The sequence below is a fragment of the Methylobacterium sp. Leaf399 genome, assembly GCF_001424525.1.
In the GTDB taxonomy this organism is placed as follows: domain Bacteria; phylum Pseudomonadota; class Alphaproteobacteria; order Rhizobiales; family Beijerinckiaceae; genus Methylobacterium.
This window is the reverse complement of sequence record NZ_LMQK01000034.1, coordinates 35,700-51,032: the sequence shown is the minus strand read 5'-3', so window position 1 is coordinate 51,032 and position 15,333 is coordinate 35,700. Positions and strand designations below refer to the sequence as shown.

At 72.7% G+C, this 15,333-nt stretch carries 13 protein-coding genes and 1 pseudogene; 9 read left to right on the top strand and 5 right to left on the bottom strand.

Annotated elements, in window-relative coordinates; genetic code table 11:
- Positions 1-50 precede the first annotated feature (50 nt).
- Positions 51-908, bottom strand: coding sequence for a metallophosphoesterase (locus ASG40_RS18680; RefSeq protein WP_055889123.1), 858 nt, complete (start codon positions 906-908; stop codon positions 51-53).
- A complete protein-coding gene (locus ASG40_RS18675; RefSeq protein ID WP_055889120.1) occupies positions 905-1,522 on the bottom strand; it encodes a cation transporter in 618 nt (205 codons plus the stop codon). Before ASG40_RS18675 ends, ASG40_RS18680 begins: the two co-directional genes overlap by 4 nt.
- 216 nt (positions 1,523-1,738) lie before the next feature.
- Between ASG40_RS18675 and croR the strand changes: the two genes are divergently transcribed.
- The 6 genes from croR (at position 1,739) to ASG40_RS18645 (ending at position 7,406) form a co-directional block, all read left to right on the top strand.
- Entirely contained in the window at positions 1,739-2,218 is a 480-nt protein-coding gene (gene croR, locus ASG40_RS18670) for a 3-hydroxybutyryl-CoA dehydratase (RefSeq protein WP_055889117.1), read from the top strand.
- A gap of 7 nt (positions 2,219-2,225) precedes the next feature.
- A complete protein-coding gene (locus ASG40_RS18665) occupies positions 2,226-3,077 on the top strand; it encodes a TrmH family RNA methyltransferase (RefSeq protein ID WP_055889115.1) in 852 nt (283 codons plus the stop codon).
- Positions 3,078-3,206: 129 nt separating this feature from the next.
- Positions 3,207-4,787: a phytoene desaturase family protein gene (gene crtI / locus ASG40_RS18660; RefSeq protein ID WP_055889111.1), complete on the top strand. Its 1,581-nt coding sequence runs from the start codon at positions 3,207-3,209 to the stop codon at positions 4,785-4,787.
- Complete coding sequence (locus ASG40_RS18655; RefSeq protein ID WP_244480658.1) at positions 4,784-5,215, top strand: DUF2141 domain-containing protein; 432 nt, start codon at positions 4,784-4,786, stop codon at positions 5,213-5,215. Before crtI ends, ASG40_RS18655 begins: the two co-directional genes overlap by 4 nt.
- 14 nt (positions 5,216-5,229) lie before the next feature.
- Positions 5,230-6,210, top strand: coding sequence for an ABC transporter ATP-binding protein (locus ASG40_RS18650; protein WP_055889108.1), 981 nt, complete (start codon positions 5,230-5,232; stop codon positions 6,208-6,210).
- On the top strand, positions 6,207-7,406 hold the full coding sequence (locus ASG40_RS18645) for an ABC transporter permease (protein ID WP_055889104.1): 1,200 nt from the start codon (positions 6,207-6,209) through the stop codon (positions 7,404-7,406). Before ASG40_RS18650 ends, ASG40_RS18645 begins: the two co-directional genes overlap by 4 nt.
- Positions 7,407-7,422: 16 nt before the next feature.
- On the opposite strand, the gene ASG40_RS18640 is transcribed toward ASG40_RS18645, so the two are convergent.
- Positions 7,423-8,256: a transporter substrate-binding domain-containing protein gene (locus ASG40_RS18640; RefSeq protein WP_055889438.1), complete on the bottom strand. Its 834-nt coding sequence runs from the start codon at positions 8,254-8,256 to the stop codon at positions 7,423-7,425.
- 408 nt (positions 8,257-8,664) lie between these two features.
- Here ASG40_RS18640 and ASG40_RS22295 point away from each other — a divergent pair, with 408 nt between their 5' ends.
- Together ASG40_RS22295 and ASG40_RS18630 are read left to right on the top strand one after the other, a co-directional pair.
- Positions 8,665-10,488 carry a glycosyltransferase family 2 protein gene (locus tag ASG40_RS22295; protein ID WP_055889101.1) on the top strand — a complete coding sequence of 608 codons (1,824 nt, stop codon included), beginning with the start codon at positions 8,665-8,667 and terminating at the stop codon, positions 10,486-10,488.
- Between the two features lie 368 nt (positions 10,489-10,856).
- Positions 10,857-11,808, top strand: a pseudogene (locus ASG40_RS18630) (IS110 family transposase).
- A 40-nt stretch (positions 11,809-11,848) separates the two neighbouring features.
- On the opposite strand, the gene ASG40_RS18625 reads toward ASG40_RS18630, so the two are convergent.
- Complete coding sequence (locus ASG40_RS18625; RefSeq protein ID WP_055889098.1) at positions 11,849-12,427, bottom strand: SCO family protein; 579 nt, start codon at positions 12,425-12,427, stop codon at positions 11,849-11,851.
- A gap of 197 nt (positions 12,428-12,624) precedes the next feature.
- Here ASG40_RS18625 and ASG40_RS18620 point away from each other — a divergent pair, with 197 nt between their 5' ends.
- Complete coding sequence (locus tag ASG40_RS18620; protein WP_200944282.1) at positions 12,625-13,806, top strand: MFS transporter; 1,182 nt, start codon at positions 12,625-12,627, stop codon at positions 13,804-13,806.
- Between the two features lie 4 nt (positions 13,807-13,810).
- Here ASG40_RS18620 and cysG read toward each other — a convergent pair whose 3' ends face one another.
- Complete coding sequence (gene cysG, locus ASG40_RS18615) at positions 13,811-15,304, bottom strand: siroheme synthase CysG (RefSeq protein ID WP_055889095.1); 1,494 nt, start codon at positions 15,302-15,304, stop codon at positions 13,811-13,813.
- Between the last annotated feature and the right edge of the window lie 29 nt (positions 15,305-15,333).

The window sequence follows — 15,333 nt, the reverse complement described above, 5'->3', positions numbered from 1 at the left end:
TAGAGCATCGAAGCCGGAGGTGGGAACCGGCTTCCTGCGTCGATGACGGGTCACCCCACCTCGATGATCCTGTCGGACTTGAAGCTCCCCCCCTCCACCGGATTCGCCACCCACCGGGTCCGCCCGACCCGGATGTCGTGGCCCGCGTGGAAATGACCCGAGATCCACAGGTCCGGCCGGTCGGAATCGGGGAGGTCGTCGAGGACGCGGCTGGCGTAGAAGGCCGGTAGCCACCAGGGCACGCCCGGCGCGTCGCGGAACGCGTCGGCCGCCATGGTGCCGGCGGGGTGGTGGGTGACGACCACGGTCGGGCCGGCGTGACGCACGGAGAGGGCGGCCATGAGGGTCGCGCGCTCGCGGGCATGGGCCGCCATCGCGTCGCCCGGCGACCACACCGAGCCGTCGCCGTTGCGGATCGCGCCGCGGAACTCGCGCGAGCCGGTGACCGGGTCGGTCATCCGTGCGGCCGCGTAGGCGACGGGGTCGCCGGGGTGCTCGGGATCGGCCGGGTCGAGCCAGCGGCCGGCGAGCGACCAGTCGCTCCACAGGGTAGTGCCCACGAAGCGCACGCCCGCGATCACGACCGCCTCGGCGTCCTGGAGGAGGTGGAAGCGGGGCATTCCTCCGCCCCCGTTGATTCGGGCGACCTCCGCGCCCAGCGCCGCCATGAGTTCGGGGGCGGTGCGGCCGTCGCCGGTGGGGGCGTAACGCTCGTGGTTGCCCGGTACCAGCACGATCGGGCGCTCGCCGGCCAGAGCCAGCAGGGCGGCCAGCCCCCGCTCGGGCCGGCCCTCGTGCATGTCCCCGGCGCAGACGAGGACGTCGAACGGCCGGCTCGGCGGCGGAATCAGGTCCGGCCGCCGCCGTTCGAGGTGGAGGTCCGAGATCGGGAACAGGCGCAGGCTCATCGGGTCGTCTCCTCGCCCGCCCGCGCGGCCCGCCATTCGGCGCGGGCTGCACGGACGATGTCGCCGGCCGAATCGGCGTTGAGGACGGCGATGCCCGCCGCCGCCACGAGGTCGGGCCAGGGCGAGAGCGTCATCGCCGTGGCGAGCCCCGCCGCGATGATGGCGAGGTTGGCGAAGGCGTCGTTGCGGGCCGAGAGGAAGGCGGCCCGCGTCAGGCTGCCGCCGCCGTCGCGGTGGGCGCTGAGCATGGCGGCACAGGTGAGGTTCACGGCGAGCGCCCCGAGTCCGGTGAGCGTCAGCGGGATCGGGTCGGGGGGCGCCATCGTCGCGAACTTCTGCCAGGCGGCGTAGGCGGTGGCGATCGCCGGTAGCATCAGGATGGCGGCCAGCGCCATCCCGAGGCGGGCCCGGTTGCGCAGGCTCCAGCCGATGCCGGCGAAGATCAGCAGGTTGATCGCCGCGTCCTCCAGGAAGTCGAGGCTGTCGGCGATGAGGGCCACCGAGCCGATCGCGAGGGCGACGACGATCTCGATGCCGAAATAGGCGAGGTTCAGCCCGGCGACGCGGGCGACCACCGGGCGCAGGGCCGGGTCGGGGGTAGTCTGGCGAGGCATGGGGTTGGCCGATACTCCGAAGGCCCGGCCTCATGGCGCATCCGCCACGCGCGTGTCGAGGGCGCATTTTCAGGTGGCGGCGGGCTGGATTTGAGTGTTCGCCTGTGTGAAGGGCGATGGACGGCCCCTGCGGCACCAAGCCCTCGCCTGCACCAAGCCCTCGCCTGCAACGAGCCCCTGCCCGTATCGGGCGACCGCGACACGGAGACCCCGACGATGATGCCCGAACTGCGCGTCCTCTATTTCGAGGATCTCGAACTCGGCATGTCCGAGACGCTGCTCAAGGTCATCGCCTCGTCCGACGTGGTGGGCTTCGCCGAGATCACCGGCGACCGCAACCCCATCCACCTCTCCGAGCATTTCGCGGCGCGCACCCCCTTCGGCACCCGCATCGCCCACGGCCTCTACACCGCCGGGCTGATCTCGGCGGTGCTCGGCACCCGCCTGCCCGGTCCGGGGGCCATCTACATCTCCCAGACCCTGAACTTTCGCGCGCCGGTGCGCATCGGCGACACCGTCGAGGTGAAGGTCGAGGTGGCCGAGCTGGTGCCCGAGCGCCGCCGCGCCCGCCTCAAGTGCACCTGTTCCGTCGCCGGCGAGGTCGTCCTCGACGGCGAGGCCCTGGTGAAGGTGCCGACCAAGGCGGAGGCCGACCCGCTGGCGATCCGGATGGGGGGACGCGCCCCGGAGGCGTGACGCGGGCGTGCCCGACGTCGTTGCCATCGACGACCCCGCCGATCCGCGCATCGCCGCCTACGGCGCGATGCGCGAGCGCGACCTGATCGGACGGGCCGGGCGCTTCGTCGTCGAGGGCGAGGTCACCCTGCGCATCGCCCTGTCGGCGCGGTCCCGCTTTTCCCTCGACTCGATCCTGCTGCTGCCCGAGCGGGTCGAGGGCCTGACGGGGGCGATCGCGGCCCTGCCCGCCCCTCCGCCGGTCTACGTCGCCTCGCGCGCGGTCATGAGCGCCATCGCCGGCTTTCCGATCCACCGCGGCGTGCTCGCGGTGGGGGTGGCCGGCCCGGCGCCCGACCCCGAGGCATCGATCCCCCATGCCCCGGCCGGGGCCCTCGTCGTCGGCCTCCTCGGGCTCACCAACCACGACAACGTCGGCGCGATCTTCCGCAACGCCGCCGCCTTCGGCGTCGACGCGGTCCTGCGCGACGCCGCCACCTGCGATCCGCTCTACCGCAAGGCGATCCGGGTCTCGGCGGGCGCCGCCCTGATCGTGCCCTCGGTGCGCGTGGCCGATGGACATGCCCTCCTCGACCTCGCCGAGCGGCACGACCTGGTGCCGCTGGCCATGACGCCGCGGGGACGCACCGACCTCGACCGCCTCGACCACGTTCCGCGCGCCCTGCTCCTGCTCGGCACGGAGGGGCCGGGCCTGGCGCCCGAGGTCATGGCCAGGGCGCGGACCCTGCGGATCGCGATGGCGCCGGGCTTCGATTCCCTCAACGTCGCCACCGCCGGCGCCATCGCGTTGCACCATCTGGCGGGCCGGTCGCGTGCGATGCGCGACAATCGGTGGCAATTGTCGCATACCCAAGCGTAGCCGATGTTGCCCCCAGTCGGTACGCGGCGGCCCCGGGGTTCCAACCGGCCGGCCCCGCCTCGTTTCGGCTGCGCGGGCGAGTGCGCTATGATCGCCGCGTAGGCCCCCAGGCATCGGGAGTTGTGAGCGTTGCTTCAGTCACGGGACGGCTTGCGGACCTTGTCCGGACGCCGAGTCATCATCGTCGGTGCCGGTCCCGGTGGCCTGGCGACGGCCCTGCTCCTCGCCAAGGCGGGGGTCCACGTCACCGTCCTGGAGAAGGACGAGGCGGTCGGCGGGCGCACCAAGACGGTCGAGGCGCCGGGCGGTTTCCGGTTCGACATAGGGCCGACCTTTTTCCTCTACCCGCAGATCCTCGCCGACATCTTCGAATCCTGCGGTGAGCGGCTCGAGGACCACATCAAGCTCGAGCGGCTCGATCCGCAGTATCACCTCGTGTTCGAGTCGGGCGGCGAGATCCGCGCCACCAATGACATGGACCGGCTCGAGGCCGAGGTCGCCCGCATCGCCCCCGGCGACGCCCCGAACGTGCGCAAGTTCTTCGCGGACAACCGCGTCAAGCTGAAGTTCTTCAAGCCGATCCTGCAGCAGGCCTTCCACACCCTGCGCTCGATGGCCTCGCCGGCGATGCTCACGGCCCTGCCCCACCTCCACCCGGGCCGCAGCGTCGACCAGGACCTGAAGCGCTACTTCAAGGACCCGCGCATCCGCCTGGCCTTCGCGTTCCAGACCAAATACCTCGGGATGTCGCCGTTCCGGTGCCCGAGCCTGTTCACGATCCTCTCGTTCCTCGAATACGAGCACGGCGTCTATCACCCGGTCGGGGGCTGCGGCGCGGTCTCCGAGGCGATGGCCAACCTCGCCCGGCGCATGGGCGTCGACGTCCGGCTCAACGCCGCGGTCGAGCGCGTCACCTTCACCGGAAAGAAGGCCGACGGCGTCATCGTCGGCGGCGAGCGCATCGGCGCCGACGCGGTGGTGATCAACGGCGACTTCGCCCGTGTCGTGCCGGACCTGGTGCCCGAGACCCATCGGCCGCGCTGGCGCGACGCCAAGGTCGCCAAGGCGCGCCTCTCGTGCTCCACCTTCATGCTCTACCTCGGCATCGAGGGGAGCGTGCCGGACGCGCTGGGCCACCACACCATCCTGCTCGCCGACGATTACGCCCGCAACATCCGCGAGATCACCGACGGCACGCTGTCGCAGCAGCCCTCGCTCTACGTCCAGCACGCGGGCTTCACCGACGGCGGCATGGCGCCCCCCGGCCACACCAGCCTCTACGTGCTCGTGCCGGTGCCCAACCTCAAGGCTGGCATCGACTGGCCGGGCGTACGGGCGGACTACCGCCGCCTCGTCCTCGACCGCCTCAAGCTCCTGGGCCTCGGCGACATCGAGGGCCGCATCCGCTACGAGCGCATCGTCGACCCGACCCAGTGGCGCGACGATTTCTTCGTCCACGAGGGCGCCACCTTCAATCTCGCCCACGACCTGATGCAGATGTTGTACTTCCGGCCCCACAACCGCTTCGGGCCGGGGCTCTACCTCGTCGGCGGCGGCACCCACCCGGGTTCGGGCCTGCCGGTGATCTACGAGGGCGCGCGCATCACCGCCCGGCTGCTCATGGAGGAGCTTGCCGCCGGCCGCGTGCCCGTCGAGACCTCCGGGCTACCCACCACGCCCCCGCTCGCGACCTCGGGCGAGGCCACGTGAGCGTGCTGCGCTGGGCCGCTCGCGCCGTCCTGGGCCTGTCGTTGACGGGGATCGCCGCCGCCGCCACCGTCGAGGTCACCGTCGACGGGATCGAGCCGGTGCAGAGCAACCTGTACGTCGCGCTCTGCCAGGGCGGCCTCTCCGAGGCGAACTGCCGGACCGGGCAGGACGCCCCGGTTCGGGGCACGCTCCAGCGGGTCGTCCTCCAGGACGTCGCGCCGGGGACCTATGCGGTCGCCGTCTTCCAGGACGTCAACGGCAACGGCCGGCTCGACCGGACCGGCCTCGGCCTGCCGATGGAGCCCTACGGCTTTTCCGGCGAGGCCGTGCGCGGCGCCCGGCCCGATTTCGAGCGCGCCCACATCGCCGTGCGCGAACCCGGCCTGTCGGTGCGGGTCCGCCTCTCGCGCGCCCTGCCGCCGCGCTGACCCATCCGCGCGCGATGAGCCAGCCGGACGTGCCCCTGGTCCGGGTCAGGGGGGCCTCGCTCTCCTATCGCGGGCGCCGGGTGGTGGAGGGGGTCGACTGCGTCCTCGACGCGGGCGAGACCCTGGCGCTGCTCGGCCCCAACGGTGCGGGCAAGAGCTCGCTGATGCGCCTCGTCGCCGGCCGGCTGCCGCCGGAATCCGGGACCGTACGGATCGCCGGGGCCGACCCCTACCGCGAGCGCGCCATCCGTGGCGGCATCGGCTGGGTGCCCCAGGACATCGCCCTCTACCCGCGCCTGAGCGTCGCCGAGAACCTCGACGTGTTCGCACAGCTCTCCGGCCTCACGCGGCGCGAGCGCCCCGCCCTGGTGCGGGCCGCCCTCGACCTGGCCGACATCGCCGACGTCGCCCGCCGGCCGGTCGGGCTGCTCTCGGGCGGCTACCAGCGCCGGGTCAACATCGCCGCGAGCCTGATGGCGCGGCCGCGGCTCGTCCTCCTCGACGAGCCGACGCAGGGCGTCGACCTCGCCGCCAGGGCCGCGATCCACGCGGTGCTCGCGCGCCTGAGGGCGGAGGGTGCGGCGATCCTCATCGCCAGCCACGATTTCGCCGAGGTCGAGCGCCTCGCCGACCGCATCGCGGTCATGGCCGGCGGCAGGATCGTCCAGGAGGGTCGCCTGTCCGACCTCCTCGCTCGCCTGCACCAGGGCGCGCCCGAGCACGAGGTCGCCCTCGTCGACCTGCCCGACGCGGCGGCCACCGCCGCCCTGCGCGGCGCGGGCTTCACCCCCGTCGATACCGGCCTGACCTGGCGGGCGACCCATCGCGGCGGGCCGGAGGGCGCCGCCCTCCTGTCCGCCCTGCGCGGCCAGGGCGTGCCGGTGGGCGAAATCCGCATCCGCGCGCCGGGCGTCGAGACCCTCTACCGCGCCGCCCTCGACCCCGCCCCGGTCGACCGGGGCCATCCGCGCATCGTGGCAAGGAGCCCGTCGTGATCGGTGCCGCCTTCCGGGTCATGCTCCTGAGCCTGCTGCGCGACCGCGCCGCCCTGGCGATGGCGTTCGTGCTGCCGACCGTGATCTTCGTGATCTTCGCGGCGATCTTCTCGGGCGCCATCGGCGACCGCATTCGCATCCACCTCGGCCTCGTCGACCTCGTCGGCAGCGCCACCACCCAGCGCCTGGTCGCCGCCCTCTCCGAGGATCCCTCGCTGCGCATCGAGATGCTGCGCGCCACCTCCATCGCGCAGGCCACGGCGTCCGTCCGCCGCGGCGAGGTCGATGCCGCCCTCGTCCTGCGCGGCGACCTCGACGCCGGCGCCGGCAAGGACGAGGCCGCCCAGCCCGTCGTCCTCGTCGAGAACCCGGCCCGCGCCCTGGCGACGCCGATCGCCCTGGGCCAGCTACAGCGGGTCCTCAACGAATCGCTGCCCGACGTGGTGCTGGCGCGGATCGTCGCCGACGTCGAACGCTCGGGCAAGATCGGGCCGGACGAGCGCGCCTTCCTCACCTCCGCCTTCGCCGAGCAGCGGGCGCGCAAGGAGCCGTTCTCCTTCGCCTCCCTGGTGGAGCGCCGCTCGACGTCCTCGGGCCAGGCCAACGAGCGGGTCGGCTATTATGCTGGCGCCATCACCGCGGTGTTCCTGCTGTTTGCCGCCATGCAGGGGGCGATGTCCCTGGTGGAGGAGCGCCAGTCGGGCCTCGCCGACCGCCTGATGGCCGGCCCCGGCGGCCTGGCGGTGATCGTGGTCGGCAAGTTCGGCTTCCTGGTGGTGCAGGGCGTGCTCCAGGCCGGGCTCATCTTCACCGCCGCCACCCTGTTCTACGGGGTCGACGTCGGCCCGCATCTGGCGTCCTGGCTCGCGACCTCGCTCCTCGTATCGGCGATGGCGGCCGGTTTGGCGCTGGCGGCCTGTGCCGCGGCCTCCACCCGCCAGCAGGCGCATCTGGCCTCGACCTTCGGCGTACTCCTGCTCTCGGCGGTGGGCGGCAGCATGGTGCCGCGCTTCCTGATGCCGCCCTGGCTGCAGGAGGCGGGCTGGTTCACGCCCAACGCCTGGGCGATCGAGGCCTACCAGATGGCGCTGGGCGAAGGCTGGGCCGCGGCCCTGCCGGCCTGGGGCGTGATGATCACCGTCGCGGCGCTCTCGCTGGTGACGGCGGTGGGGCTGGTGTCGCGCCGGGTGGTCTGACCGGCGAGCCCGGCGGTCAGAACGGGCTCACCGGGAAGAAGCGCAGGTAGATCTCGGTGTACTTGCCCTCGTCCCACAGCCGCTGCAGGGCGTCGTCCAGGGCGCGGGACAGGGCGACGTCCTCGCGGCGGGCGACGAAGCCGATGCCCTCGCCGAAGTAGCGGTTCTCCAGGTAGTCGCCGCCGAGGAAGCCGCAGCAGCCCTCGGCCTCGGTGCCGCCGATCCAGAGGGCGAGGGTGAGGCCGTCGGAGAACAAATAGTCGGTCTCGCCGCGCTTGAGCGCGCCCTGCGCCGCGCTGAGATCGGTGAAGTCCTTGGCCAAGGCCTTGGGAAAGAACGCCTTGAGGTAGGCCGCATGCGCGCTGCCGCCCAACACCGCCACGGTCCTCCCGGCCAGGGCCTCGGCCGAGGGCGCCGGCAGTCCCCGGTCGCTGCGGGCGGCGAAGCGCGCGGGCCACCGGAAGTACGGCCGCGTCGCCAGGAAGCGGGCGCGCAGGGCCGGCGTCAGCGGGATCGCCGCGGCGACCACGTCGCCCTGGCGCTCGGCCAGGGCGTCGAGGAGGGTATCGAACCGGCGGGCCTGGACGGTGCAGGTGATCGACAGGCGCTCGCAGACCGCGCGGGCGAGCTCGACCACGAAGCCCGTGGGCGTGCCGTCGGGCCCCGAGAAATGCAGCGGCGGAAACTCGTCGTCGGTGAGGAAGCGGACCGGGCGGCCGGTCTGTGGCGCCTCGAGGCGCTCCTGGCGGCTGCGCGGATTCCACAGGTTGGGCACCATCACCCCGGGTGCGGCGGATTTCGAAGTGTCGGTCTTCGAAGCGTCGGTCTTCGAAGCCTCGGTCTTCGGGATCTCGGCTGTGGGAGTCTCGGCTCTGGGAGTCTCGGCCCCCTGGGCCAGGGCGCCGTCCCCGCCCGCGAGCGTCAGAACGGCCAGGACGATTGCGGTTCGCAATCCCTGCGGGCATCTTGACGCAAGGGTTGCAGGCGTGGTGCGCTGGCGATGCGCGGACGGGCTGTGGCTCACCGAGGTCCTCTCAGCAGGGTCCGCAAACGTGCCGTGCGGTTTGTTCGACCGGACCTTGCGGCACTCCGAGGATCGCGGCGGGCGAAACGTCGGCCTGCCGACGCGCACCCGCTTAGCACGATCCGCAACCGTCGGGAGCCGGTTCTGGTGTCGATCCCGGGTTTCAGGTGGCCGCGACGCGACGCCGGACGACCGGTTCGCGGGGAAACGCGGGCCGGCGGCACCCGGCTCCCGGTGGAGATCGGCTTCCTCCTCGCCGAAGGCGTCGCGCCGGCCGGGCTCGTGGAGGCCGCCGCCCGGGCCGAGGCCTGCGGCAGCGATGCCGCCACGGTGCTGGTGGCCACCGGGACGGTGAGCGAGGACGCCTATTACCGGGCCCTGGCCCGTGCCCTCGGGGCGCCCTTCCTCAGCGAGCCCCTGCCCCTCGGACCGGGCACCCGCTACCCCGAGAGCCTGGTGGCCGGGCTCGCTCCCCTGCTGCCCGGGACGGGTGCCGCCTTCGTCTACGCTCCGCGCGGCCGGGCCATCCGCGAACTGCTGGAGGGCCGTGGCCCGGTCGGGCGGATGCCGGCGATCGCGACGCCGACCGGCCTGCGCCGGGCCGTGTTCGCCCAGAATCCCGCCGGCATCGCCGCCCACGCGGCGGACGACCTCCAGGTGCGGCGGCCGGACTGGGCCCTCAAGACGCGGGCGCCGCCGCCGACCCTCGCCGCCGCCGGCCTCGGGCTCTGGGCTGTCGCGGTCGCCTGCCTTGCCCTGCCGTCCCCGGTGCTCATGGGCGCCTGGACGCTGCTGCAGATCGGCTTTCTCGTCCTCGTCACCTTTCGCGTGGCCGCCGTCTCGGTCGACCCGGACCCGGAGGCCACCGCCCCGCCGCTGGCCGACATCGACCTGCCGATCTACACCGTCCTCGTCGCCCTCCACCGCGAGACCGCCGTGGTGCCGCGCCTGATCCTGGCGCTCGGCCGGCTCGACTATCCCGCGGCCAAGCTCGACATCAAGCTCTTGATCGAGGCGCACGACGGCGAGACCGCCGCCGCCCTGGCCGCCGCGCCGCTGCCGGGCCGGTTCGAGGTGATCGTGGTGCCGCCGGGCCTGCCGCGCACCAAGCCGCGCGCCCTCAACGCCGCCCTGCCGCTCGCCCGCGGCGAGCATCTCGTGGTCTACGACGCCGAGGACGTGCCCGACCCCGGCCAACTGCGCGCCGCCGCCTCGCGGTTCGCCCGCGCCCCGCGCCAGACCGCCTGCCTCCAGGGCCGCCTCGTCATCGACAACGTCCGCGACGCCTGGCTCACCCGCCTGTTCGCCCTCGAGTACGGGGCGCTGTTCGACGTCCTCGGCCCGGCCCTGGCCGCGTGGAAGATGCCGACGCCGCTGGGCGGCACCTCGACCCATTTCCGCACCGACGTGCTGCGCGCGGTCCATGGCTGGGACGCCTGGAACGTGACCGAGGATTGCGACCTCGGTATCCGGCTGGCGCGGGCGGGCTATCACGTCGGCGACCTGCCCAGCGACACCATCGAGGAGGCACCCGCGCGGATCGGCGCCTGGCTGGCCCAGCGCACCCGCTGGATGAAGGGCTTCCTGCAGACGAGCCTGACCCATGGCCGGCACCCGCTGCGGACCTTTCGCGAGCTGGGCCTGCCGGGCACCCTGTGTGCGCTGGCCCTGGTGCCGGGCACCGTGCTCTCCGCCCTCGCCTACCCGTTCCTGATGCTGCCGGCGGTGATCGGGCTCTGGCCGGGCCGGATCGAATCGGCGCCGGATTTCTGGTCGAACCTGCCCACGGGCACGGCGATCGTCATCCTCCTCACCGGATTTGCCGCGATGCTGGCACCGGCGGCACTCGGCGCGGTGCGGCGGGGATGGTGGGACTTGCTGCCGTTCGTGCCGCTGCTGCCGGCCTACTTCCTGCTCATGAGCGCGGCGGCCTGGCTCGGGCTGATCGAACTCGTCACCGCGCCCGACCGCTGGAACAAGACCGAGCACGGCCTCTCGCGCACCTCCCGCAGCGGCGCCCTCTCGCCCGGTCGCAGTGATCACAAGGCGTCCGCTTGATTCAGGCGGACGCCTTGTGATTCAGCCCGCGCGGCGCTCGAGCGAAGCCGAGATCCGTATTGCAAAGCAATCGAACGGATTTCGCGTCATATCATTTCCGGTTGATCACTTCGTGATGCGGAAATGGGCTTCGCTCAGGTGCCGCGCGGGCTCGGTGATACGGTTCCCTGTACCTGAGGGCTGGCCGTGGTTTGATGCGGCTTGGGCGTCCGGCGATCTGACGGTTTCCAGGTCTGTCGGGATGAGATGTGCTTTGCCATCGTGGCGCGACCGTCAATCGGCGCGATCCCGGACGCCCTGTGTGCGTACTCCGAACAGTCGGTTGGGCTCCGCTCCGGCGGGCGCCCGCGTACAGGACAGGATCCGCCATGCTCAGCCTCGTACCGGTGGCCGGCGTCGATGTCGGCAAGCATTTCCTCGATCTCGGGTTCCACCCCGCCGCCAAGCCGCTCCGGTGTGAGAACACCCCGGCCGGCATCGAAAGCCTGATCGACGCCTTGCGCCAGCGTGGCGTGCTGCGCGTCGCCCTGGAAGCGATCGGCCCTTATGCCCATCCCGTCACGACGGCCCTGGCCGAGGCCGGTTTCACGGTCGCCCTGGTCGATCCGCGCCGGGTCCGAGCGTTCCGCACGGCCGAAGGACTGATCGCCAAGACCGACCGGCTGGACGCCGCGCTCATCGCGCGCTTTGCTCATCGCATGCCCGAGCATCGGCACCCTGCGCCCACGCCCGATCAGGTCCGGCTCAAGGCGCTCTCGACCCGCCGGCGCCAGATCACCGAACTGATCGCCATGGAGAAGACGCGCCTGGCCCCAGGCCCTCGACCCGCTGGTGGCCGACAGCCACCGGGCGGTGATCGAGGCCCTGGAGGGCGCCTGCGCCGCCATCGAGGCGGAACTCGATCAACGCATCGCCGACGATCAGGTCCTCGCCCGCAAACGCGCCATCCTCACCTCGATCCCCGGCATCGGCCGGCGCATCGCCACCGTGCTGATCACCGACATGCCCGAACTCGGCAGGCTCGACTGCAAGGCGGCGGCCAGCCTGGCCGGCATGGCTCCCCATCCCACCCAGAGCGGGGCCCATCCCGGACGCCATGCCATCGCGGGCGGTCGACCCTGCCTCAGAACCGCGTTCTACATGGCCGGCATGGTCGCGGCCCGAACGTGCCCGACCTTCAAGACGCCCTACAAAGCGATGCGAGAGGCGGGCAAACCCGCCAAGGTCGCCATCGTCGCCACCGGCCGACGCCTCGTCGTCCTCGCCAACGCCCTGGTCAAGGACGACAAAACCTTCGCCGAAAGCGACCTCATGGCTTGACCGACAATACAGTCGCCGCTTGATTCAAGCGGGAACCGCATCACAACAGCTTGCCGAGTTCGGCCGCGCTCTGCTCGGGGGGGCGGGCGAGGTTGAGGGCGGTCGCGAAGCGGTTCCTGGCGTCCATGATGTAGACCAGCGCGGTGTGGTCCATGGTGTAGTCGTCGCCCTTGGTCGGTACCTTGCGGACGTAGGCGCGATAGGCCTTCACCGCCGCGGCGACCTCCTCGGGCGAGCCGGTGAGGCCGACGATGCGCGGGTCGAAGCTGGCGAGATAGGCCTTGAGGGCGGCCGGCGTGTCGCGCTCGGGGTCGACCGCGATGAACAGGGCCTTGGTGTCCCGGCCCTTGGGCCCCAGCGCCTTCAGCACGTCGCCGATCTGCTGCAGGGTCGTCGGGCAGATGTCGGGACAATGGGTGAAGCCGAAGAACACGAGGTGGGTGGCGCCGGTGAAATCGCGCTCGGTGACCCGTCGCCCGTCCTGCGTCGTCAGCGTGAACGGCCCGCCCACGCTGCTGGTGGACACCTCGCGCGCGCCGGGCAGGAACGCGAACACGCTGGCGATGCCCAGCGCCACGACACCCAGGGCGAAAGCGATGATGGGAAGCGCACGCCGCATGTCGAAAACCCCTCGCTCCCGATCGCGGCGCGCCGTCGCCGCCCGACCGGTCCCGGGGCCAAGACCATAGGGCGGCGGCACGGGCAACCCCGCAAAGGGTCGCCCGTGCCGCTCCGAGGGGATGCGCGAGGGTCACACGCTCGCCGCCTCGATCCATCACACCCGCGGTCGCACCGCCTCAGCCCCCGAAAGCCAGAATGCCCTCGACCCCCGCGACCGAGACGTCCGCCACCGGCCGGCCCACCGAGATCATGGCCATCAAGATCCCGGCCACCGAGATCCTGGCCACCCGCCTCCTGTTCCTGATCGTCGGGTTCGGCGTCGCCGCCTGGGCGCCGCTGGTGCCCTTCGTCAAGGCGCGGACCGGGCTCGACGACGGCGCCCTCGGCCTGCTGCTCCTCGCCCTCGGGATCGGCTCCCTCGTGGCGATGCCGACGGCCGGCGCCATGGCGGTCCGGTTCGGGTCGCGCACGGTCCTCGCCGTGGCCGTGGCGGTCATCTGCGCCACCCTGCCGGTCCTGGCGGCGGTGGCCGACGTCGCCCTGCTCACCGCGGCCCTCGTGCTGTTCGGGGCCGGGATGGGCTGCCTCGACTGCCTCATGAACCTCCAGGCCGTGGCGGTGGAGCGGCGGGCCGGACGCCCGATGATGTCGGGCTTCCACGGGCTCTACAGCCTGGGCTGCATCGTCGGGGCCGCCGGGGTCAGCGCCATGCTGAGCCTCGGCCTGACGCCGTGGAGCGCCACCCTCGTCGGCGTCGCCTGCATCGTCGCGGCCTTCGTGGCGGCGCTACCCGGCATCCTGCCGAGCGGCGGCGGCGGCGGGCCCGCCTTCGCGATGCCCCGCGGCCGGGTGCTGTTCCTCGGCGTCCTCTGCTTCGTCGTGTTCCTCACCGAAGGGTCGGCGCTGGATTGGAGCGCGGTGTTCCTGGTGCAGGAGCGCGGGCTCCCGGCGGCGCAGGCCGGCCTCGGCTATGCCGCCTTTTCGGTGACGATGACGGTGGGGCGGCTCACCGGCGATGCGATCGTGACGCGGCTCGGCCCGGCCCGCGTGGTCGCCGGCGGCGGTGCGCTCGCCGCGCTGGGCCTCGCGGTCGTCACGATGGTGCCCGGCTGGCCGGCGGCGCTCGCCGGCTACGCCCTGGTCGGGGCCGGCTGCGCCAACATCGTGCCGGTGCTGTTCACCGCGGCCGCGCGCCAGCGGGCGATGCCCGAGCGCCTGGCGATCCCGGCAGTGACCACGCTGGGCTATGCCGGCGTGCTGGCCGGGCCGGCGCTGATCGGAGTCCTCGCCCATGCCACCAGCCTGGCGGCGGCCTTCCTCCTGGTGGCGGTCCTTCTCGTCGGCGTCGCGGGCGGCGGACGGTGGCTGCGGGCCTGATCCTTCACACCGCCACCTGCCCGCGTTCGCCCGCCTCCGCCGTCGCCTGGGCGCCGTGGTGGTGCAACGCCTCGCCCACCATCAGCAGCGCGGGTCCCTCCAGGCCCGAGGCCTCGACCCGGTCGGCGAGGTCGGCGGCCGTGCCCGCGACCACCGCCTGGTTGGGCCGGGTGGCGTTGAAGACGAGGAGCGCGGTGGTCGTCGGCGCCAGCCCTTCGGCGACCGCGCGTTCCAGCAGCACCCGCAGCGTCTTCTTGGGCATGTAGACCACGGTGGTGACGCTCGGATCGGCCAGCGCCCCCCAGTTGAGGTCTTCGGGCAGCGCCCCGCGCCGGTCGTGGCCGGTGACGAACTGAAGGCGCCGGGCCGCGTCGCGGTTGGTGAGCGAGACGGTGAGCGAGGCCGCCGCGCCCTGCGCCGCCGAGATGCCGGGCACCACGCTCACCGGCACGCCGGCCAGACGGCAGGCGTCGATCTCCTCCCCGGCCCGGCCGAACACCAGCGGATCGCCGGACTTGAGCCGCACCACCTGCTTGCCGGACTTGGCCAGGGAGACCATCAGCGCGTTGATGTCGTCCTGGCGGCAGGACGGGCCGTGCCCGGTCTTGCCCACCAGCATGGTGCGGGCCTCGCGGCGGGCGTAGTCGAGGATCTCGGGCGCGACGAGGTCGTCGTAGAGGATCACGTCGGCGTTGCGCAGGGCGCGCAGGGCCTTGAGGGTGAGGAGTTCGGCGTCGCCGGGCCCGGCGCCGACCAGCGTCACCGCACCGCCCTTGGGCGCGGCCTCGGTCTGGCCGAGGAGTTCGGCGAGGTCCTGGCTCGTGGGCGTCCGGTCGGGTTCGGCGAAGGCGCGATCCGTGAACCGCTCCCAGAAGGCGCGGCGGTCGGAAAAGGCGTGGAAGCGGCTCGTCACCTCCTCGCGCCAATCCCGCGCCGCCCCGATCCAGGCCTTGAACCCGCGCGGCAGCATGCCCTCGATGCGGGCCCGCACCGTCTGCCCGAAGACCGGGGCGGCGCCCTCGGTGGAGATGCCGACCACCATCGGCGAGCGGTTGACGATGGCGCCGAACTTCACGTCGCACAGGTGCGGCCGGTCGACGGCGTTGACGATGGCGCCGGCCCGGCGCCCGGCGGCGACGAATTCGATGCAGTCGGTCTCGTCCTCCATGGCGCCGATGACGAAGGCGGCGCCGTCGAGGTCGGCCGGGTGCCACTGGCGCTCGTGCAGCGTGACCGAGCCCGCGACGATCTCCCCCGGCACCGCGCGCAGTTCCTCGCTCGGCTCGGGCGCGTAGACGTCGACGTGGGCGCCGGCCGCGGCCAGCAGCTTCACCTTCCAAGGCGCCCCGCCGTTGGACCCGGCGAGCACCGCGCGCTTGCCGACGAGCGGCACGAAGACCGGCAGGACGGCGAGCGGTTCGAGGCCGGCCGGACCTGCGCCCTCGCGGGTGGTGCTTCCGGCGGCCCGGGTTTCGCGGGGAGTTCTCGGTGTACTCATGGTTCTCGACAGCGGATCGGGCCTGGGAC

What these genes read in the sequence shown, in the direction of transcription:
- ASG40_RS18680 (WP_055889123.1), bottom strand. Translation starts at nt 908, where the DNA reads ATGAGCCTGCGCCTGTTCCCGATCTCGGACCTCCACCTCGAACGGCGG.
- ASG40_RS18675 (WP_055889120.1), bottom strand. Translation starts at nt 1,522, where the DNA reads ATGCCTCGCCAGACTACCCCCGACCCGGCCCTGCGCCCGGTGGTCGCC.
- croR (WP_055889117.1), top strand. Translation starts at nt 1,739, where the DNA reads ATGATGCCCGAACTGCGCGTCCTCTATTTCGAGGATCTCGAACTCGGC.
- ASG40_RS18650 (WP_055889108.1), top strand. Translation starts at nt 5,230, where the DNA reads ATGAGCCAGCCGGACGTGCCCCTGGTCCGGGTCAGGGGGGCCTCGCTC.
- ASG40_RS18625 (WP_055889098.1), bottom strand. Translation starts at nt 12,427, where the DNA reads ATGCGGCGTGCGCTTCCCATCATCGCTTTCGCCCTGGGTGTCGTGGCG.
- ASG40_RS18620 (WP_200944282.1), top strand. Translation starts at nt 12,625, where the DNA reads ATGCCCTCGACCCCCGCGACCGAGACGTCCGCCACCGGCCGGCCCACC.
- cysG (WP_055889095.1), bottom strand. Translation starts at nt 15,304, where the DNA reads ATGAGTACACCGAGAACTCCCCGCGAAACCCGGGCCGCCGGAAGCACC.